General features: G+C 69.8%; 15 protein-coding genes and 8 pseudogenes. 8 read left to right on the forward strand and 15 right to left on the reverse strand.

Annotated elements, in window-relative coordinates:
* Positions 1-10: 10 nt before the first annotated feature.
* Positions 11-1,179: pseudogene (locus L2X98_RS22275) on the forward strand (acyl-CoA dehydrogenase family protein).
* Positions 1,180-1,189: 10 nt separating this feature from the next.
* Here the strand turns inward: L2X98_RS22275 and L2X98_RS09855 are convergent.
* From L2X98_RS09855 to L2X98_RS09885, 7 genes and pseudogenes are all read right to left on the reverse strand, one after another.
* On the reverse strand, positions 1,190-1,459 hold the full coding sequence (locus L2X98_RS09855; protein WP_259610795.1) for a hypothetical protein: 270 nt from the start codon (positions 1,457-1,459) through the stop codon (positions 1,190-1,192).
* 22 nt (positions 1,460-1,481) lie between these two features.
* The gene (locus tag L2X98_RS09860) at positions 1,482-2,036 is read right to left on the reverse strand and encodes an AarF/ABC1/UbiB kinase family protein (RefSeq protein WP_259610796.1); all 555 of its coding nucleotides are present in this window, start codon (positions 2,034-2,036) and stop codon (positions 1,482-1,484) included.
* 163 nt (positions 2,037-2,199) lie between these two features.
* Positions 2,200-2,313 (reverse strand): annotated as a pseudogene (locus L2X98_RS20880) (AarF/UbiB family protein); the annotation flags it as partial.
* Between the two features lie 94 nt (positions 2,314-2,407).
* Positions 2,408-3,382: pseudogene (locus tag L2X98_RS09865) on the reverse strand (ABC1 kinase family protein); the annotation flags it as partial.
* A gap of 115 nt (positions 3,383-3,497) precedes the next feature.
* The gene (locus L2X98_RS09870; RefSeq protein WP_259613272.1) at positions 3,498-4,835 is read right to left on the reverse strand and encodes a C1 family peptidase; all 1,338 of its coding nucleotides are present in this window, start codon (positions 4,833-4,835) and stop codon (positions 3,498-3,500) included.
* 130 nt (positions 4,836-4,965) lie between these two features.
* Positions 4,966-5,423: pseudogene (locus tag L2X98_RS09875) on the reverse strand (DUF1801 domain-containing protein).
* A gap of 632 nt (positions 5,424-6,055) precedes the next feature.
* A complete protein-coding gene (locus tag L2X98_RS09885) occupies positions 6,056-7,258 on the reverse strand; it encodes an NAD(P)/FAD-dependent oxidoreductase (RefSeq protein WP_259610798.1) in 1,203 nt (400 codons plus the stop codon).
* Positions 7,259-7,391: 133 nt separating this feature from the next.
* Between L2X98_RS09885 and L2X98_RS09890 the strand changes: the two genes are divergently transcribed.
* Both L2X98_RS09890 and L2X98_RS09895 read left to right on the forward strand, forming a co-directional pair.
* Positions 7,392-8,168, forward strand: coding sequence for a sigma-70 family RNA polymerase sigma factor (locus tag L2X98_RS09890; protein WP_259610799.1), 777 nt, complete (start codon positions 7,392-7,394; stop codon positions 8,166-8,168).
* Between the two features lie 17 nt (positions 8,169-8,185).
* Entirely contained in the window at positions 8,186-8,326 is a 141-nt protein-coding gene (locus L2X98_RS09895) for a hypothetical protein (RefSeq protein WP_259610800.1), read from the forward strand.
* A gap of 17 nt (positions 8,327-8,343) precedes the next feature.
* On the opposite strand, the gene L2X98_RS09900 is transcribed toward L2X98_RS09895, so the two are convergent.
* Positions 8,344-8,724, reverse strand: coding sequence for a zinc-binding dehydrogenase (locus tag L2X98_RS09900; RefSeq protein ID WP_259610801.1), 381 nt, complete (start codon positions 8,722-8,724; stop codon positions 8,344-8,346).
* A 268-nt stretch (positions 8,725-8,992) separates the two neighbouring features.
* Positions 8,993-9,379, reverse strand: a pseudogene (locus L2X98_RS20885) (alcohol dehydrogenase catalytic domain-containing protein); the annotation flags it as partial.
* On the opposite strand from L2X98_RS20885, the pseudogene L2X98_RS09910 reads away from it, so the two are divergent.
* Together L2X98_RS09910 and L2X98_RS09915 are read left to right on the forward strand one after the other, a co-directional pair.
* Positions 9,378-9,945 (forward strand): annotated as a pseudogene (locus L2X98_RS09910) (PadR family transcriptional regulator). The pseudogenes L2X98_RS20885 and L2X98_RS09910 sit on opposite strands and share 2 nt — an antisense overlap.
* Positions 9,946-9,983: 38 nt before the next feature.
* Positions 9,984-11,671 (forward strand): annotated as a pseudogene (locus L2X98_RS09915) (ABC1 kinase family protein).
* A 2-nt stretch (positions 11,672-11,673) separates the two neighbouring features.
* Here L2X98_RS09915 and L2X98_RS09920 read toward each other — a convergent pair.
* Positions 11,674-11,880 carry an aspartate/glutamate racemase family protein gene (locus tag L2X98_RS09920; protein WP_290427303.1) on the reverse strand — a complete coding sequence of 69 codons (207 nt, stop codon included), beginning with the start codon at positions 11,878-11,880 and terminating at the stop codon, positions 11,674-11,676.
* A gap of 112 nt (positions 11,881-11,992) precedes the next feature.
* Between L2X98_RS09920 and L2X98_RS09925 the strand changes: the two genes are divergently transcribed.
* The gene (locus L2X98_RS09925; RefSeq protein ID WP_259610803.1) at positions 11,993-12,691 is read left to right on the forward strand and encodes an NUDIX hydrolase; all 699 of its coding nucleotides are present in this window, start codon (positions 11,993-11,995) and stop codon (positions 12,689-12,691) included.
* 28 nt (positions 12,692-12,719) lie between these two features.
* On the opposite strand, the gene L2X98_RS09930 is transcribed toward L2X98_RS09925, so the two are convergent.
* The 4 genes and pseudogenes from L2X98_RS09930 to L2X98_RS09945 all read right to left on the reverse strand — a co-directional run bounded on the left by L2X98_RS09930 (position 12,720) and on the right by L2X98_RS09945 (position 15,968).
* Positions 12,720-13,064: a DUF2200 domain-containing protein gene (locus L2X98_RS09930; RefSeq protein ID WP_259610804.1), complete on the reverse strand. Its 345-nt coding sequence runs from the start codon at positions 13,062-13,064 to the stop codon at positions 12,720-12,722.
* 51 nt (positions 13,065-13,115) lie between these two features.
* Positions 13,116-13,730 carry an isocitrate lyase/phosphoenolpyruvate mutase family protein gene (locus L2X98_RS09935; protein ID WP_259610805.1) on the reverse strand — a complete coding sequence of 205 codons (615 nt, stop codon included), beginning with the start codon at positions 13,728-13,730 and terminating at the stop codon, positions 13,116-13,118.
* 6 nt (positions 13,731-13,736) lie between these two features.
* A pseudogene (locus L2X98_RS09940) lies at positions 13,737-15,061 on the reverse strand (ISL3-like element ISPfr2 family transposase).
* Positions 15,062-15,656: 595 nt separating this feature from the next.
* Entirely contained in the window at positions 15,657-15,968 is a 312-nt protein-coding gene (locus tag L2X98_RS09945; RefSeq protein ID WP_033107114.1) for a putative quinol monooxygenase, read from the reverse strand.
* Between the two features lie 107 nt (positions 15,969-16,075).
* On the opposite strand from L2X98_RS09945, the gene L2X98_RS09950 reads away from it, so the two are divergent.
* Together L2X98_RS09950 and L2X98_RS09955 are read left to right on the forward strand one after the other, a co-directional pair.
* Entirely contained in the window at positions 16,076-17,017 is a 942-nt protein-coding gene (locus tag L2X98_RS09950; RefSeq protein ID WP_259610806.1) for a GlxA family transcriptional regulator, read from the forward strand.
* Positions 17,018-17,444: 427 nt separating this feature from the next.
* Positions 17,445-17,852, forward strand: coding sequence for an amidohydrolase family protein (locus tag L2X98_RS09955; protein WP_259610807.1), 408 nt, complete (start codon positions 17,445-17,447; stop codon positions 17,850-17,852).
* An 86-nt stretch (positions 17,853-17,938) separates the two neighbouring features.
* Here L2X98_RS09955 and L2X98_RS09960 read toward each other — a convergent pair whose 3' ends face one another.
* The gene (locus tag L2X98_RS09960; protein ID WP_259610808.1) at positions 17,939-19,147 is read right to left on the reverse strand and encodes a cytochrome P450; all 1,209 of its coding nucleotides are present in this window, start codon (positions 19,145-19,147) and stop codon (positions 17,939-17,941) included.
* Positions 19,148-19,220: the final 73 nt, after the last annotated feature.

The following is a 19,220-nucleotide window of genomic DNA, read 5'->3' on the forward strand; positions in this document are numbered from 1 at the left end:
GGAGAGCCCGATGGACCGAGAAGCCCGCCACGCCCAGCTCGCCGAGCAGTACCTGCCCGATGCACTGCTCGAGCGATTCCGCGAGCGCGCCGCGGTGTACGACCGGGAGAACCGCTTCTTCGACGAGGACCTGACCGAGCTTGCGCGAGCGCGGATACCTGCGGCTGTTCGTGCCGGTCGAGTTCGGCGGCCCGGGGCTCGGCCTTTCCGAGGTGTCGCGTCTGCAGCAGCGGCTCGCCGGTGCGGCGCCGGCCACGGCGCTCGCGGTCAACATGCACCTGCTGTGCACCGGCGTGGTCAAGGCGATGGTCGATCGGGGCGACCGCTCGCTGACCTGGGTGTTCGACGACGTGATGGCCGACGAGATCTTCGCCTTCGGGATCAGCGAGCCCAGCAACGACTGGGTGCTGCAGGGGTCGAACACGGTGGCCGCGCCGACCGGCGACGGCGGGTACCGCCTGTCCGGGGTGAAGATCTTCACGTCGCTGTCGCCGGTGTGGACCCGGCTGATCGTGCACGGGCTGGACACGACCGGCGACCCGATGCTCGTGTACGGATTCATCGAGCGGGATGCCGGGGGCATCACGGTCTCGGACGACTGGGATGTGCTCGGCATGCGCGCCTCACAGAGTCGCGCGACCATCCTGAAGGACGTTCCGATGCGCGCCGACCGGGTCGCCCGCCGGATCGCGCCCGGGCGGGTGCCGGATCTGCTGACCTTCGCGATCACGAGCAACTTCCAGCTGCTGATCGGCGCGGTCTACGCCGGTGTCGCCCGACGGGCGCTCGACCTGGGCGCCGCGGGCCTGAAGCGTCGGAAGTCGGCGAAGGCCGGAGCATCCCTCGCCGAGATCCCGGAATCACGCGCCCGGCTCGCCGACGCGCTGATGGACTACATGGCCGTTCCCGCGCAAGCTGGACGCCTACGCTCGCGATTTCGACGACCTCGTCGATCACGGCACCGGCTGGCCGCTGCGCCTGGTCTCGGCCCGGATCAACGCGTCCAACGCGGCGCGGCGGGCTGCCGAGGCGGCCCTGACCTGCGCCGGCGGCAGCGGGTTCGGCAACGCGAACGAGGTGAGCCGCCTCTACCGCGATGCCGCGGCCGGGCTGTTCCATCCGCCGAGCGCCGACGCCGCACGGCCGATGTACGCGGCGGCACTGCTCGACGACGACTGAGCCGCGACCCTCAGCGGGCGAGCGTGAACGGCGGCCGCGGGCCCTCGATGCGGGCCACCGCGATCTTCACCTCGACGAGTTCGGCTTCGACGCGGGCGAACCGCTCGTCCACCTTGTCGAACCGCTCGTCCACCTTGTCGAACCGGGCGTCCATCTTGTCGAACCGGGCGTCCAAGCGGAGCGTCTGGCGATGCAGCATCCCCGCGATCACGCCCGCGAATCCGACCGCCGCGACGAAGACGGCGACGACCACGCCGATCACGTCCGGTGTCACGATCATGCCTCCATTGTGCCTCGGCCGTTCACCTTCGGCGGAGGACATCGAACACCACGCGCAGCGTGAGCACGCCCGACACGAGCACCAGCAGGTAGCCGAACACCTGGAACAGGCTCAGGGTCGGCGTGATCTCGGGCCCGCCGCCGCTGGTGAGGAGCATCGCGGCCATCACGCCGAACACGCCGGCGAGGAATGTGATCGCGGCGAGGTTGATGAACTCGCGCAGCAGCGCCCGGTCGCGGCGGTCCGCGAGGAGGCGCACGTTGAGGTTGAGCCGCCCGGCGGCCAGCTGTCCGCTGATGTCGTCGATCCGCCGCGGCAGGCGCCGCGCGATCGGGAGCGCGCCGAGCAGCTCATCCCCCACCGCACGCGCCAGCGCGTCCGGCTTCCGTCCCGCGACGAGGCGCTCCTGCGCGTAGGCCGCGGCGGCGGGGACCAGCTCGAAGTCCGGGACCAGCACGCGGGCGCTGCCCTCCACGGTCGCGATCGCACGGAAGGCCGCCGTCAGCTCCGGCGGCACCGCCAGTCCGTGCGCGCCGAGGATGCCGATGACCTCGGTGAAGGCCGAGGCGTCCAGCACCGATCCGGCCCCGAGGTACCGCGACATGAACTCGCCGATCTGACGGCGCAAGCATGAACTCGTCCAGGTCGTCCGGCAGCTCGACGAATGTGATCAGGGTGTCGGCGAACGCACGCGCATCGCCGCGCGAGAACGCCAGCAGCACGTCGGTGATCTGCCGCCGCACCTCCGAGTCCAGTCGGCCGACCGACCCGAAGTCCAGCAGCGCGAGATCGTCGTCGTCGGTGACCATCACGTTGCCCGGGTGCAGATCGGCGTGGAACACCCCGGCATCCATGATCTGTTCCAGCGTGCCCTGGAACAGTCGCACCGCCAGCGCCCGGCGCTTGCGCCTCCGGGATGCGGTCGGCGGCACCGCCCTCGCTCAGGGTCGTGCCGCTGAGGTACTCCATCACGAGCACGTCGCGCGAGCTGAGCGCGGCGATGAAATGGGGGATGCGCAGCCGCTCCCCCTTCGGGCGCCGTTCCTGCACCGCTTCCATCGCGGCGATGTTGGATGCCTCGACCCGATAGTCGAGTTCGTCGCGCAGGCTCGCGGCCAGGCTGTCGGCGAGCTCGTCGAGTCCGAACCGGCGCGCCCATCCGGTCGACTGCGCGAGCCGCCGCGACAGCCGCAGGGCGATATCGATGTCGCGTTCGACCAGCGGCACGATGCCGGGTCGCTGCACCTTGACCGCCACCCGCTGCCCCGACGGAAGCGTCGCCTCGTGCACCTGCCCGATGGATGCCGCGGCCACGGCCTCCTCGCGGAAGTCGGCGAACACCTCCGAGACCGGCCGGCCCAGCGACGCCCCCAGCGTCGGCGCGATCTGCTCCCAGGGTGCCGGCGGCACGCGCTGCTGCAGTCGGCCGAGCGCCTCGGTGAACTCGACCGGCAGCACGTCGGTGCGGGTCGACAGCAGCTGGCCGATCTTCACGAATGCGCCGCCGGCGTCCTCCAGCGCGGCGGTGAGCGCGACGGCCTGGCGGCGCCGCTCGGCCGCGCCGGCGTTGGTCGGCTCGGTGTTGATCTTGAACGGCAGCAGCCGGTGATGCGACGCGATCCGCAACGCTCGGCATAGCGCCGGGTGCGCTCCCGGCTTGCGGCGCATCGCCGCGGCCCACTGATCCGGCCGCGGCAGCGTGCCCTGGGGCACGGCCACCTCGGCGAGCACGAGGAACGCGATCGCCACGAACAGGATGATCCCGAACTGGACCGGGATCAGCGCCGGCGTGTAGGCGCCCCACACGAACTGCGACTCGAAGCCGACCTCGGCGCCGAGCCCCAGGATGCCGGCGATGACGACGCGGACGATGCTCACGCGGATGCCGAGCACCCGCCGGGCGAACGCGCCGATCACGACCATGGCCACGACCGTGGCGATCACGATGACCGCGACATCCAGCACAATCGTCAAGGCGCTCACCGCTGGTTCCTTCCGCCGGGGCCGGTCTCAGCGTATCCGCCGAGACCGCGTGCGCTCAGGCCAGGGCACCCATCGGGTCCCACGCCGGCAGCTCGAGCGGCTCGGTCGTCAGCGCCGCCTGCAGCTCGGCCGGCAGCCGGTCCTTGCGCACCACCACCTCGAAGACGTACTCGTCGAACCACGAGCCGGCCATCGTGTAGAAGCCCTTGTCGGCGTTCTCGGTGCCCCAGCTGTTCTCCACCCGCCAGCGGCGGGCCGCGCCGTCCTCGTCGAGGTCGACACCGGTGAACAGCATCGCGTGCGTCATCGCCGACTCTCCGAAGCGGACCCGCTCCTCCTTGGTCGTGGACAGGTCGACCCCGTACACGCCGGCGTAGTCGAACAGGTCGGCCGCCCACAGCCCGTCCTTGCGCGCCATCTGCGGACCCACGTCGCACCCGAACCAGACCGGCTCGCCGTCGACGATCGTCTGCGCGGCGATCCGCTTGATCAGGTCGATGTCCACGTTCAGGTAGACGACCGGGTCGCCGCCGACCACGTTGCCCAGATGCGCGACGGTCAGCGCGGCGCCCTTCGGGTGCTCGGGTCGCGGGTCATCCACCAGGCACACGTAGTCGGCCAGGTCGATGTCGGTGTACGCGGCGAGGAAGGACTGCGGGGTGAACGAGCCGGCGCGGTGGAACTGCCTCTCGTCATCTCTCCACTGCCACTCGAACTCGGTCGGCGGCACCCCCAGGTGGATCGTGAGGATCCGGTGCGTGTCGGCGAGGATCTGCTCCTTCAGCCGCTGGAGCTCATCGGATGCCGCATCCGCCGCGGCGGCCTGGCGCAGCATCCGCGCCCCACGGCGCAGCTGGGTGCGCAGCGACGAGTTCATCCGCGCCGTGTTCGCCGAAGACTCGGTCTCGGGCATCAGCTCCTTGGGCACGGCGCCGTGCTTGGCGAAGACCGAGACCTCCATGTTCCACTGGCCGCCGTCGCCCATCAGCTGCTCGAGCAGGAACGCCATCAGGCGATCGTCCGGCGCGGTGTCGGCGAGCTGGATCATGTCGTCGAGGAAGTAGTTGGCCCGCTCGATCTTGTCCCAGTACATCGCGTGGTTCTGGCTGAACTCGAAGTCCTTCACGTGCAGGATGCGCCGGGCATCGGCCCGCAGGAGGTTCAGTGCCGCGAACAGCCAGCAGCGCCCCGACTTCTGCTGGTTCGTCGCCGCCCAGTCGTCCAGCCGGTGCGACATGCTCAGCCGCGTGTCGACCACCCGCGCCCGGTTCAGGGCGACCTCGTCGATCGGAGTGCGGGTGACGGCGTTCATCGCACGGACGGCGGACGGATCGGCCAGGAACTGCTCGCGCCAGTGCGCGACGGTGGCCTCGTCGAGGGGAGTGCGGGGGATGCCGCCGCGTGAGCGGCTGCGGCCGTCTGGGGATCGTCGAGAAGCGTCATCCCTTCAGCCTGCCACTGCCGCCCGTCGGCCGCACTCTCCGCGCGCCCGCCCCCGCCCCCGCCCCGTCACCCGAGGGGAGTCAGCCGGCGGCTTTCGCGACCAGTGCGCGCACCCGCTCCTCGACCTCGGGGGTGAACTCGATCAGCGCATAGACCGTGGGCCACATGGACCCGTCGTCCAGCTGGGCGCCGTCGTTGAAGCCCAGGGTGGCGTAGCGCGCCTTGAACTTGCTCGCCGGCTGGAAGAAGCACAGCACGCTGCCGTCCTTGGCATAGGACGGGAAGCCGTACCAGGTCTTCGGCTCGAGCTGCGGGCCACCTCGGTCACGATCTCGTGCAGCTTCTCGGCGAGCTCCCGGTCCAATCCCTCCAGCGCGGCGATCGCCTCCTGGAGCGACCGGAGCCCCTGCTCGCGCTTCTCCGCGCCCTTGGCCGCCTGCTTCTCGGCGCGCAGTTCCGCCGCCCGCTGCTTCATCGCGGCCCGCTCGTCGGCGCTGAACCCGCTCTTCGTCGTCTTCTCGGCTGTCTTCTCGGCCATGAGCCTTCCCCTTCGTCGTGGTGGATCCCACGTTACGGATGCCGCGGTCCCCGCGCTTCTCGAATCCTGCTCGACCGTCGACTCGATCGAGGACGTGCTGGCACAGGTCGAACAGGCCGGCGGAAAGGTCCTCACCCCGCGGAGCCCGATCTCGGAGACGAGCTGGTGGGCGGTGTTCGAAGACCCGGACGGCAACGTGATCGGACTGTTCGAGGGGACGATGGGCTGACCCGCACCAGCGGCAGGCGCCAGGCGGCGGCGAGCTCGAAGCGCCACCGCAGCGACGATCAGCACGCCCAGAGGGACGTGCAGCCACGGGCCGATGTGGATTCCGGCGTAATACTGCGCGGTCTCGGCGACGGCGATCGCCAGGGAGGACGCGAACGGCCACCGTCGGCCCAGCCGCACCAGGATGACGATCGCGACGATCACCTGCAGATAGCCGATCGCCGTGGTCAGGTTGGCGCCGATCAGGTGCAGACCGAGGCCGCCATGGTCGCCGGAGAGGAGGATCCCGGCGAACACCGGCTGGCCGATGAGCGCCACCATGTGGGCGCTCACGACCCCGCGGAAGACCCATCCGCTCGCATCGGTCCGGCGCTCCACGACGGATGCCGCGGTGATGCGCTCCGTCATGACGTGACCCCGCTCGCCCGCACGAGGGCGATGTCCCCGGCATCCACTGTCTCCGGCCGGCGTCCTCCCCGAGGCCAGGGAACGGAACCGGGCCGACGCGCCTCGAGGCGGATCTTGCCCACGGCGACCCTCGTCGACAGCTCTTTGTATGCCACGCCGAGGCCGCCGGACAGGCAGCCATCCATCGCGACGTCGTCTTTGTGCGCGAACTGCCGGACGGCGGCGCGGCGTCCGAGGCTGACGCACGCACCGGTGAGGGCGAGGTCGATCGCCCTCGGCTCGGTTCCGGCGATGCGACTCAGCACGGTGTCGGCGGCCTGGGCGCCGAGCGGGCCTGCGGCCTGGCGGCTCATGCGCAGCGGTCGCCCCGATGGCGCGGCGGCGTCGCCGGTGGCCACGATCCGATCGTCGTCAAGACTCGTGAGCGTCTCGTCAGTGAGCAGCCGTCCCACCGCATCGGTGCGCAGCCCGCTGTCGGCGGCCAGCGTCGGCACCCCGAATCCGGCCGTCCAGAGCGTCAGCGCGCTCGCGCGCACCGTGCCGTCGGCCAGCACCACCGCCGTGCGTCTCACCTCGACCACACGCTGCCGTTCGAGCACGACCACACCGTGCCGCGACATCCACCGTGCGATGTGACGACGTACGCGGTCGCTCAGGTACGGCGAGAGTCCCTCGGCGCAGACGAGCGTGACCGACCGGCCCGTCCCGGCCAGCTCGGTGGCCGTCTCGATCCCGGTCAGCCCGCCGCCGATCACGGTGATCGGGGCGTCCGCCGGCAGCACGTCCAACGCGGCGCGCGCCCGCTGCGCCGACTCGAACTCGGCGACCGACAGCGCGTGCTCGCGGGCGCCGGCAACGGATGCCGGAGGCTCGCCGGTGCTGCCCACGGCGTAGATCAGGCGGTCGTACGGCAGGGTGCGCCCCGAGGCGAGGAGCACGCCGCGCCCCGAGGGGTCGATTCGCGTGACGGTGTCGACCACCAGGTCGACCGGGGGCGCGAGGATCCTCCGGTAGTCCACGATCGCCGCGGCGGTGCCGGCCACGAGCTGGTGCAGCCGTACCCGCTCGACGAACATCGGCCGGGGATTGATCAGCGTGACGCGCACCTCCGGGCGCTTCCGCAGCCGGTTGGCCGCAAGCGCCCCGGAATACCCGCCGCCGATGACGAGGACCGACGTGTCGTGATTGAGTGTCGACATGAGAGGCTCCCTTCCTTGGTCTCACCCCTCCGACCGCACAGCCGCCCGGATTGTCAGGCGGCCCCACCTGACACATCACGGTGCTGCGCGGTCGGATCAGTGAGAGACATCCCGGAGGGGAATGGGCGAGATCATGACCGACACGTACCCGCCGCCCGGCGAGCCCGACCCGAGATCGCCGGAGGTCGAGGGGGAGCGCCGTCAACTGATGAACGTCGCCTATCGCCTGCTCGGCTCGGTCGCCGACGCCGAGGATGTCGTGCAGGAGGCCTACGTCCGCTGGTACACCCGGTCGCGGGTCGAGCGGGATGCCATCGCCTCACCGGGCGCGTGGCTGACCACGGTCGCCACCCGACTCTGCCTGAACCTGCTCACCTCGGCCCGGGTGCGCCGCGAGAGCTACGTGGGCGAGTGGATCCCCGAGCCGGTCCCCGGCGGATCGGACTGGCGCGTCGCGCTGTCCGGCGATGCCCCGGTCGACCCCGCCGATCGGGTCACGCTCGACGAGTCGATCAACATGGCATTCCTCGTCGTGCTGGAGTCCCTCACGCCCGCAGAACGCGTCGCCTTCATCCTGCACGACGTGTTCTGCTATTCCTTCGCCGAGGTGGCCGACATCGTGGGTCGCACGGCCGCAGCCTGCCGGCAGCCTGGCATCGTCCGCCCGCACACGCATCCGCGCGGCCCGCACGCCCGCCCCGCCGACCGCCGAGCAGGCGGCGGTCATCCGAGACTTCAAGCGTGCCTGGGAGCACGGCGAGATCGACGCCCTCGTCGCCCTCCTCGCCCCCGACGCCATCGCGGTCAGCGACGGCGGCGGGCGGGTCAACACCGTGCCTGCGTCCGATCGAGGGCGCGGAGCAGTTCGCGCGCGCGTTCGTCCGGCTCCGGGAGCTGTTCACCGGGCTGACCATCCGCGAGCGGACGGTGAACGGCCAGCCCGGTCTGGTGGCCGTCCGGGACGGCGTCATCGTGTCGGTCTACGCCTTCCAGGTCGCGCACGGTCGGATCACGCACATCTGGGTGGTGCGCAATCCGGACAAGCTGCGCTCCTGGACCGCGGCGTGACGCCGCCGCAGGATCGGTCAGGGCACGAGCACGATCTTGCCGCGTGTGCGCCGGCGCTCCAGGTCGGTGTACGCCGCCCGCACCTCGGCGAGCGGATAGCGGGCCGCGATGGGCACCTCCAGGCGCCCGGCGGCGATCTCGCCGGCGAGCGCCGCGAGCACGGCGGGGGTGGCGGCCGCGTCGTGTCCGACCCACTGCGCGCCCTTCTCTCGCGCGGTGAAGTCGGCGATGGTCGCGACGCGCGCCGGCTCGACGCCGAGGTCGAGTCCGAGCTCGATGTATCCGCCTCCGTGCGTGTCCAGCAGCGCCGCGATCGGCCGGCCCTCGGCAGCAGCACGGATGCGGTCCGCCAGCCCCTCGCCGTGATAGTCGACCGGAACCACTCCGAGCCCGCGCAAGCCATTCGTGGTTCTCCGGGCTCGCCAGCCCGATCACCCGCGCTCCCGCGTTGCGGGCCAGCTGGGTCGCGAACACGCCGGCGCCGCCGGCGGCCGCCACGACGACCACCGTCTGGCCGGACTGGATGCCGACGGCATCGGTGATCGCGCGGCCCGAGGTGCCCGCCACGAACAGCGCCCCCGCGACATCCCACGGCACCGCGGCGGGCTTGCGCACGAGCTGGTCGTCGTCGACGGCCACCAGCTCGGCGTGGCTCGCGCGATCGTTGGTGAAGCCGAAGACCTCGTCGCCGACCGCGAACCCGGTGACCTCCGCGCCGACCTCGGTCACGACGCCGGCGAGGTCGCTGCCCTCGCCCTCCGGGAAGTGCGCGGGCCAGCGGGCGTCCAGATCGCCGCGTCGGATCGCCGCCTCGCCCGGGTTGATGCCGGCCGCGCGCACCCGCACGATCACCTGATGCGGTCCGGGCGCCGGATCGGCGACCTCCCGCACGTCCAGAACATCCACGTCGCCGTACCGGTCGAATCGCACTGCCTTCATGCCAGCGCCAACCTGACCAGCCTCGGGGTATTCCACCTCGGGTCTGAACGATATATCGTTGACTATCGGTAACGCCCCTCGGTGGGGCACCGTCATCGAACGGAGGATCACCATGAACGGTTCGTATTCGAGCGGACGACCCGACGATCACTCGCACCGCCCGGACTTCGGGCCGCTGGGCTTCGGACTGTGGGATGCCGTCGGCAATCTGCGGGAGGCGTTCGAGCAGCGGGTCGGTCCGCGGATGGGGCGCGGCGACGTGCGCGCGGCGATCCTCGCCCTGCTCCGGGAGCAGCCGATGCACGGCTACCAGCTCATCCACGAGATCGAGGAGCGCTCCGGCGGCGCATGGAAGCCGAGCCCGGGATCGGTCTATCCGACCCTGCAGCCTGCCGGCCGACGAGGACCTCGTCGAGGTCGACCACGCCGACGGAAAGAAGACCTACTCTCTGACCGACGCCGGCCGCGAGCAGGCCGAGGCGGCCGAGGGCGACGCGCCGTGGGAGTCGTCGATGGCCAAGAGCGCCGCGCGCGCCGCCGCGCTGCCCAAGGCGGGGGCGAAGCTGGCGCAGGTGGCTATGCAGGTGGCCCACGACGGATCCGCCGACCAGGTCGAGCAGGCGGTGGCGGTCATCGACGACGCCCGGCGTAGGCTCTACTCGATTCTCGCGCAAGACTGAGCGGATGCCGCCGGCGAGGCCGGGGCCAAGGGGAGCCGATGACCGACGCCAGGGCGACGCGTGTCCGCTATCGCCGGATCATGCGCTTCGCGCTTGCGCCACATGGTGCAGGAGTGGTGGTTCGGCCTGGTGCTGCCCGCATCGGTCTCGGCCGGCTGGCCCGGGCCGGCCGGTCCGCCCGGTTCGAGCGGATCGCCCGGCGCTTCCACGTGCTGGCGGTCGATCTCGGCGGGCTGATGATCAAGGTGGGGCAGTTCCTTTCCTCCCGGTTGGACGTGCTGCCGCCCGAGATCACCGGTGAGCTCGAGTCGTTGCAGGACGAGGTGCCGCCGGTGCCGTTCGCCCCGATCCTGGAGCTCGCCGAGACCGAGCTGGGGGTGGCGCTGGATCGGGCGTATTCCTTCTTCGATCCGGAGCCGGTGGCCGCGGCATCCCTCGGGCAGGTGCATCGGGCGCGACTGTCCACGGCCGATGCCGCGCAGGCGGGAGTCACGGACGTCGTCGTGAAGATCCAGCGGCCGGGGATCGACGCGGTCATCGAGGTCGACCTCGCGGCGCTGCGGCGGATCGCGGGATGGCTCAGCCGGGTGCGGTTCATCGCCGCGCGCGTGGACCTGCCGGCCCTGGTCGAGGAGTTCGCGGTGACCAGCCGGCAGGAGGTGGACTACCTGCACGAGGCGGCGAGCGCCGAGCGCTTCGCCGAGGATTTCGCGGACGACGCACGGGTGGATGCGCCCCAGCCGGTGTGGGAGCGCACCACCCGGCGCGTGCTGACGCTGTCGGACGTGACCGCGATCAAGATCAACGACATCGCCGGGCTGCAGGCCGCAGGGATCGATCCGGCCGAGGTGGCCGACACGTTCGCCGGCGTCATGTTCGAGCAGCTGTTCATCCATGGCTTCTTCCAGGCCGACCCGCACCCGGGCAACATCTTCGTGACACCGCGACCGGGCACCGAACGCGGCTGGTCGCTCACGTTCGTCGACTTCGGGATGATGGGCGAGATCCCGGACGGGCTTCGGCAGGGTCTGCAGAAGGTGCTCATCGCGGTCGCCGCCCGCGACGGCAAGGGGCTGGTCGGCGCGATCCGCGACATGGGCGTGCTGCTGCCGGGGGCCGACTCGGGCGAGCTCGAACGGGCCATGCACGAGCTGTTCGACCGGTTCGGCGGCATGGCGCTGTCGGATCTGGCAGGTCGACCCGCGCGAGTTCGAGGACTTCGCCCGCCGGTTCAGCGACGTGATGCGCACGATGCCGTTCCAGCTGCCGGAGAACTTCCTGCTCATCATCCGGGCGGTCTCGGTGATGTCCGGCGTCTGCACCGCCCTGAACCCGCGGTTCAACATGTGGCACGCGGTCGAGCCGTATGCGCAGCGGCTGCTGCGCGACCAGGGCGGCAGCACGGTGCGCGAGCTCGCCCGCCAGGCGCTGACCGTCGCCGGGGTCACCGCGCGGCTGCCGGCAGCGACTGGACTCCCTCGTGAGCCTCCTCGAAGAGGGCCGGCTGACCGCGCACACGCCGAGCGTCGACCGGCGCATGCGCCGGCTCGAGCGCGCGGCACGCCGGGTGGTCTCGGCGGTGCTGTTCGCCGGACTGCTCATCGGCGGCATCCTGCTGCGGCCGAGCGACGACGTCCTCGGCATCGTGCTGATGTCGATCTCGGCCCTGCCGCTCCTGCACGCGCTGTTCGCCGGCTTCGGCGATCGGTCCGGCGGCTCGAGGTAGCCCTACAGCGCCGCGCCGCGCTGACGGCCGGCGTCGTCCCACCGGTCCTCCACCTGAGCGGCCTCGATCTCGGCGAAGTCGACCGAGTCGATGATCACCCGAGCGGAGTGGTAGCCGCCGAGCCGCTCGTGCACCAGCTCGTTCACCAGCCGGTAGTACTCGGCCGTCGACTCCCAGCTCATCCCGCCCAGCATCCCGATCGTGCGCATGGAGTCAGTCTCGCCGATCGGCGTCGTCGGCGCGTCGCGACGTGCCCCGCCGGCTCCGGTCGGCGGGCGGATCCGGCGATCCGGTGGGGGCGGCGCGGCATACGCTGAGGGGATGAAGGCCCCGCAGACCACGACCGATGTCCGCTCGGCGCTGGCGGCGCTGGGCCGGACGGGCTTCGACTGGCGGCAGTTCGCCTCGGAGCGGATGTCGGTGAACGCGGAGCTGGCGCGGCGATCCGCGGTACTCATCCTCTTCGGTCCGCTGGACGGTGTCCTGCACGGGGACGGCGCCCACCCGGATCCCGTCGACCCGGCGCATGCGGACGTGCTGCTGCTGCGCCGCGCATCGAGTCTGCTGCATCATCCCGGCCAGATCGGGTTTCCCGGTGGCGGGGTGGAGCCGGCCGACGGCGACATCCGCGCCACCGCCGTGCGCGAGGCGGTCGAAGAGACCGGCCTGGACCCGGACGGGCTCGAGCTGTTCGACCCGCTGCCGGACCTGCCACTGGCGGTCAGCAACCACCTCGTGACCCCGGTGCCGGCCTGGTGGCGGCATCCATCCCCCGTGCACGCGGTGGATGCGGCCGAGACCGCCGAGGTCTTCCGGGCGCCGGTCGCGCGCCTGCTCGACCCCGCCAACCGGGTCAACGTCACGCGCATGCGCGGGGTGGACCTGCCCCCGATGCCCGCCTTCGAGCTCGACGGACGGCTGATCTGGGGATTCACCGCGATCATCCTGTCCGGCATGTTCGACACGCTGGGCTGGACCGTGCCGTGGGATGCCGCGCGCACAGTCGAGCCGGACGTGTAGCCGGACCGGACCGATCCGTCGGGCGGCGCTACGCGCGCCGGAGCACCTTGTCCATCGCTTTGCCGCGCGCAAGCTCGTCGACGAGCTTGTCGAGGTAGCGGATCTTCTGCATCAGCGGGTCTTCGATCTCTTCGACCCGCACCCCGCAGATCATCCCGGTGATCAGCGACACGTTCGGGTTCAGCCGCGCGTCGGCGAAGAACTCCTCGAAGGTCGACCCGTCTGCGAGGTGGCGATGCAGCTGCGCGTCGTCGAAGCCGGTGAGCCAGCCGATCACCTCGTCCAGCTCTTCGGCGGTACGGCCCTTCTTCTCCAGCTTGGTCAGGTACAGCGGGTAGACCGCCGCGACGCTGGTGGTGAAGATCCGGTGCATGCCTCCAGGGTACTTGGGGCGACCTCGGTCGAGCGGGTGGTCACCCCGCGATCAGGCCGTCCCGGGCTCGCGGCCCTCGTCCAGAAATGCTCGCGCCGCGGCGTCCGCCGCGGCGAAGGCGGCGAACGCGAAGCGCCCGCCGACCGAGATCCGCGCCACACCGAGTGCCCGCAGTTCCGCGACGCCCGGGCCGCCGCGCCGCAGCAGCACGTTGACCGGACGGTCGACCGAGGTCACGACCGCGCGGATGTCGTCGGCGCGCATCAGCCCCGGGGCGTAGAGGACGTCGGCTCCGGCATCCTGATACGCCTGCAAGCCGGGCGATCGTGTCGGGCAGGTCCTCCCGCCCGTGCAGGAAGTTCTCGGCCCGCCCGGTGACCACGAACGCGGGGTCGACGGCGTGCGCGGCCTCGGCCGCGACACGCACCCGTTCGGCGCTGCGGCGGAATCTCGGATCGGCGCCGCGTCGTCGGGCACGGAGTCTTCGATGGATGCCCCGGCCAGGCCGATCCGGGCGGCGCGGGCGTACGTCTCGGCGACCTCGTCGAGACCGTCGCCGAACCCGCCCTCCAGGTCGGCGCTGATCGGGATGTCGACGGCGTCGACGAGTGCGGCACAGTGCGCGAGCACGATGTCGCGCGACAGTTCACCGTCGCTGTGACCCAACGAGGCTCATCCCAATCGGGGGTGTAGGAGTTGGGGTCTGAAGCCGCCGGTCTCGAGCAGGCTTCGGGCGATGTAGTTGGTCAGGTTGCGGAACCCGAGTGCGGAGCCGCGCAGGTGTTCGAGCCGTCCGTTGAGTGCCTCGGTCGGCCCGTTGCTGGTGCCGGGTCGTTCGAAGTAGGCGAGCACGTCGGCGGCTCGCTTCTTCAGGGTCCGGCCCAGGGTGGTGAGCTCGGTGAGCACCTTGGGGACGCCGGCGCTGAGGTCGGTGATCAGCTTCTCCATGAGCTCGCGGCCACGTTGCCGGTCCTCGTGGCGATAGGCGGCGATCATGCGCTGGTAGACACCCAGGTCGCCTCGACCTCGACGTGAGCGTCATCAACGAACAGCGCGCGTAGCCTGTCGCTCTGCTTGTCGGTGAGCAGGTCCGCGCCGGTGTGCAGCGTGCGCCGCGACTTGTAGAGCGGGTCGTCCCTGAACCCACGGTGCCCGTGGATCGCGAGTTGGACCCGGCGCCGGCACCTGTCGAGGGCGTCACCGGCCAGGCGCACGACGTGGAAGGGATCCATCACCGTGACCGCGTCCGGGATCTCCTCTGCAGCGGCAGTCTTGAACCCGGTGAAGCCGTCCATCGCGACCACCTCGACCGCGTCACGGAAGGCGTCGTCGCGGTCGGCGAGCCAGGTCTTGAACGCCGCCTTCGACCGGCCCTCGACCATGTCCAGCAGCCTTGCTGGGCCGGCGCCATCGCGGACCGGGGTGAGGTCGATGATCACGGTGACGTACTTGTCGCCACGCCTGGTGTGGCGCCAGACGTGCTCATCGACGCCAATGACCTTCACGCCCTCGAACCGCGTGGGGTCGTTGATCAGCAGCCGCTTGCCTTCGGCCAGGACCGCGTTGTTGGCGGTGTCCCACGCGACCCCGAGTCCCTCGGCGACACGGGCGACGGTGAGGTGTGCGACCACGATCCCTTCCAGCGCCCACCGCAGCCCGGTGCGCGAGAGCTTCGCGCGTGGCTCCGCCGCGGCGCTGGTGTCTTGGCGCCACACGTGTCCGCAGTCGGCACAGCGGTAGCGGCGCACTACAACTTCCAGCACGGTCGGTCGCCAGCCCAGCGGCTCGTGGGCCAACCGCCGGATCACGGTGTCACGAGCGGCGCCTTCGCTGCCGCACCGTCGGCACCACTGATCTGGTTCCACCACGCGGCACGCGAGGACCGCACGATCCGGTTCAAGTCGTTGTCCGGTCACGCTCAGACCGAGGCCGTCGAGTCGAGCGAAGGCGGTCAGGTCAGGGCGGCCGAAGCCGGCCGGCGGGGTAGCGTCGGACACGTCGAGGTCTTTCGGATGGATGGCGTAGGAACCTCCGTCGTCGGGAGACCTCGACGTCTATCTGCGGACCGACGCGCCCGGCCGACCTACACCGTCATCTGAGAAGACCCCTGAAACGTCTTCGCCGACGACGGGGCCGGCGAGGAGGATGGCGCGGTGAGCTGAAAGAATGGAGCTTGCTCGGCTTCGACGCCGCCGCAAGCTCCGGTGAAACGGTCGGTACTGGTCGGTCGTCGTCGGTCACCACCGGATGGCGGCGTCCTCCACGCTCGGCGTTTGCGCAGGTCAGCGGCTCGTTCGCCCAGTGGGCGCATCAAGCGATAGACGCAAAGCCGACGTGATTCAGGTCGTCCGTTCGATTCCGACAGGCGGCTCCGGCGAACCGTTCTGGTGGTCGCGCGATGCGCTGGCCTCACGGCTCTGCCCGACACCGACGTCGCTCTCCTCTGCGACGGACCCCTCGCCGGCTGAGCGCTCGCGGCCGGCATCCTGTCCGTGTGCCGATAGGCCTCGCACCGCTCGGCAACGCAGCGTGGCGTTGCGTCGCGACCTGGCGACGGCTCGGCGGGGCGCGATCGTCTCGTGCGTTGGCGGACTACGGGAGCTTGGACGCGAGGACGTCGGCCGCCAGGATCTCGGGTGCTGCGCCGAGGAGGTGCTGGTTGGCCATCAGGGCTGCGACGATGGCGCCGTTGGCGTGGGCGTCGCGAGCGGCTTCGTCGGGGAATGCATCGAAGATCCAGAAGGTGTCGGCGTGGGTCCTGACCGCGAACCAGACAATCGTTCCTACTTCTTCGTTGGCGAGTGCGACAGCGCCGGCGAGCAGATCGGCGACCGCGTCGTGCTGTCCATCGGCCGCGACGATCTTGGCGACGAAGGCATACGGAAGTGATGCGGGTGTGGACATGAGGGACTCTCCTTGACGTCGGGGTTCTTCGTGGGACGAGTTCAGCGTATGACGAGCGAGGGCCGGTGGGGAGTGGCGTATACGGCAGTATTGCTATTGTTTACGTCATGCGTATCGGACTGATCGCGATCGACGGCTGCTTGGGTTCGGCTATCGCGTCGATCATCGACATCGTGCGGGTGGCCGACGGAGCCCGCGGCGATGTCGACCCGCGGATCGACCCGATCGAACTCGCCATCCTCGGACCGAAACGGCGAGTGACCACGACGGCATCGATGACCCTGTCGGTGGACCACCCGCTGTCGGAGTCCGGAGAGTTCGACGTGGTCGTCGTCCCTGCGCTTGGAACCCTTACGGCCGCCGCTACCAACGACGCCCTCCAGAGCCGAGATGCTCGTTCGGTCATCGCCTCGCTCGGGCGCCTCGACGAGGCGACCACCCGGATCGCCGCGGCGTGCACCGGCGTGTTCGCTGTCGCCGAGACCGGACGGATGCATCATCGGCGGGCGACGACCAGCTGGTTCCTGGGGCCGGAGTTCCTGAAGCGCTATCCGACCGTCGCCCTCGATCTCGACACCATGGTCGTGGTCGACGGGAACCTCGTCACCGCCGGCGCCGCGTTCGCCCACATCGACCTCGCGCTCTCACTCGTGCGATCGATCAGCCCCGACCTGGCCCAACATGTCGCCAAGCTCCTCATCATCGACGAGCGTCCGTCGCAGGCGGCTTTCGTCGCCTACGAACATCTCCGGCACGAGGACCCGATCGTCGTCGAGTTCGAACGCTTCGTGCGCGCCCGCCTGGACGAACCGTTCAACGTCGCCTTCGTCGCGCAGTCGCTCGGCACCAGCCGGCGCACCCTCGAACGACGAGTCCGTGCGGCGCTCAACCTCACTCCGCTCGGCTTCGTCCAACGGCTTCGCATCGAACGAGCTCGGCACCTCTCAGCAACCACGGACCTCACCTCCGCCGAGATCGCGCTACGGGTCGGCTACGCGAACGCCGAGACTCTGCGCTCCCTCCTGCGCAGGGAGCGACGCCGTTCCTGACCTATCGCCATGCCTTAGAACCACCTCTCAGCACGTCGCGTCGACGCTCCTGCGTCGCCCCTGGACGACCCACTCGACACGCCCGCAGCACAGGCCATGCGACGTGCCCCGGCTTCCCGGACGGTCGGGGTTGGGTGGCTGTGATGTCGCTGCGTTCTCGTCGAGAGGATCAGCAGACCCGATCAGGGTCGATTGGGATGAGACGCGAAGGCGGTCAGGTCAGGGCGGCCGAAGCCGGCCGGCGGGGTAGCGTCGGACACGTCGAGGTCTTTCGGATGGATGGCGTAGGAACCTCCGTCGTCGGGAGACCTCGACGTCTATCTGCGGACCGACGCTCCCGGCCGACCTACACCCTCATCTGGGAAGAGCCGCGAAAGTTCACACAGTTGGCATCGGCGTGGTCACCCTCCCCTTGACCAACCTCTAATTGCAAGGGCGGTCGGATTCGATCGGCCGGCCACGTGGACTGGCACCTCTACGCGAGCTGTTGGACGCAGGCGTACTCGTCGCGGCGGGCGGAGACAACGTCCGTGATCCGTTCAACCCGCTGGGGCGCTTTGATCCTTTCGACGTCGCAGGATTGACGATCGCAGCTGGCCACCTTGGCGCCGATGAGGCGTACGACACGGTCAGCTCGTCGGCGCGGGCACTTCTCGGGCTCCCCGTTGCGGGAGCGTTCGTCGGCGCGCAGGCGGACTTCGTCTTGGTGCCGTCATCCGGGGTGATCGAAGCGATCTCAGATGCACCGCACCCCCGCATCGTCGTGCACCGCGGCAAAGTCGTAGCCGGAATGACATCTCATCGACATGAGGAGCCGAATGAAAATCTGCATTGACGCGGAGAAGTTCGCTGACGACGCTACAGCGTCTCGCCGAAGGGCTGTCGGTACCGGTGACACGGTCAATGACACTCCGGAGGGGACTATGCGGCGCGAATCCGCACCGGCACGGATGATGGACCGCGCGTCATGTTGTTGGGGGTCCAGGTCGGGTCGGCCGTCAGTTCGATCGTTGACACTTTTTCTGCGAGTGCGGTGAAGAGTGCGTGTCCCTCCATCGTTGTGAGAGTTCGGCCCGGACACGCGTGCACGCCGAAGTCGAATGCGAGATGATCCGTCGGGTTGCGTCGTACATCGAAGACGTGGGGATCGGCGTAGTGGCGTTCGTCCCGGTTCGCGGCTCCGTACGAATGGACGACACGGGAATCGGCGGGGATCACGCAACCGTCGCCGAGATCGACGGCGCGCGTCGTGGCCCGTGAGAAGAACTGAATGGGCGATTCCATCCGCACACCTTCAGAAAAGGCGGAAGGGACCAGGGTCGGGTCGGAGTGCACCAACTGCCACTGTTCAGGGTGGGTCGCAAAAAGCCACAGGGTGCTCGCCACCGCGTTGATGGTGGTGTCGAGCGACGCGTTGAGGTAGCCGGCGAGGGTGATGGGGACGAACTCGCGGGGGAGTGCGCCGGATTCGGCTGCTTGGAAGATGATGCTTCCGAAGCTGCCAGGGGCGATGTTGTCTGCGTTCACCGTTTCCGACAGGAACTTCATCGCGGCGACGACGCGGTTCACGCCCTCGACCGTCCGGGGATTGCCTTCGGGACCCGCCGCGTTGAAGGCGCCTTCCGCCCATTCGAGCATCTCCCGTCGGCCTTCTTGGGGCCACCCCACCAGATCCATCACGATGTGGAGGGGCAGATCGCGCGCGAAGTCCTGAACCCCATCGAACTCGCCCTTCTCCAAGAGGATGTCCACAAGCCGGTGAGCGCGTGCATCGATGTCGGGCAACGAGTTGCGAAGGTGACGAGGGCGCAGTGCGTTGTCGAACACGGTGCGGGGAACGGAGTGCTCCGGGGGATCAGTGTTAAGTGCGGAGCCGTGCCAGGCGATGTTCGTCCCCGGGTTGAGTGCGATGCCTCCGAGATGTGCCGAGCTGAAGGACTCCCAGTCGTTCAGCGCGCCTTTCACGATGTCGTAGCGCGTGGTCAGCCACATGTCGTACTTCGTCAGATACGCGGCCGGGCCGATGTCCCGCAGGCGCTGGAAAGTGGGGTAGGGATCGGCGAGTACCTCATCGGACCACAGATCGACATCTGTCTCGAATCCGGACTGTGCAATTGTCGGCGTTGACACGGTGCGCTCCTTTTGTCTCCAACGGCCCGTCGCTTCGTACGGTTGAGTCGATGGTCAACGGCACACCTCGATC

Origin of the sequence: Microbacterium elymi (assembly GCF_021582895.2) — a bacterium.
GTDB classification, from domain to species: domain Bacteria; phylum Actinomycetota; class Actinomycetes; order Actinomycetales; family Microbacteriaceae; genus Microbacterium; species Microbacterium humicola.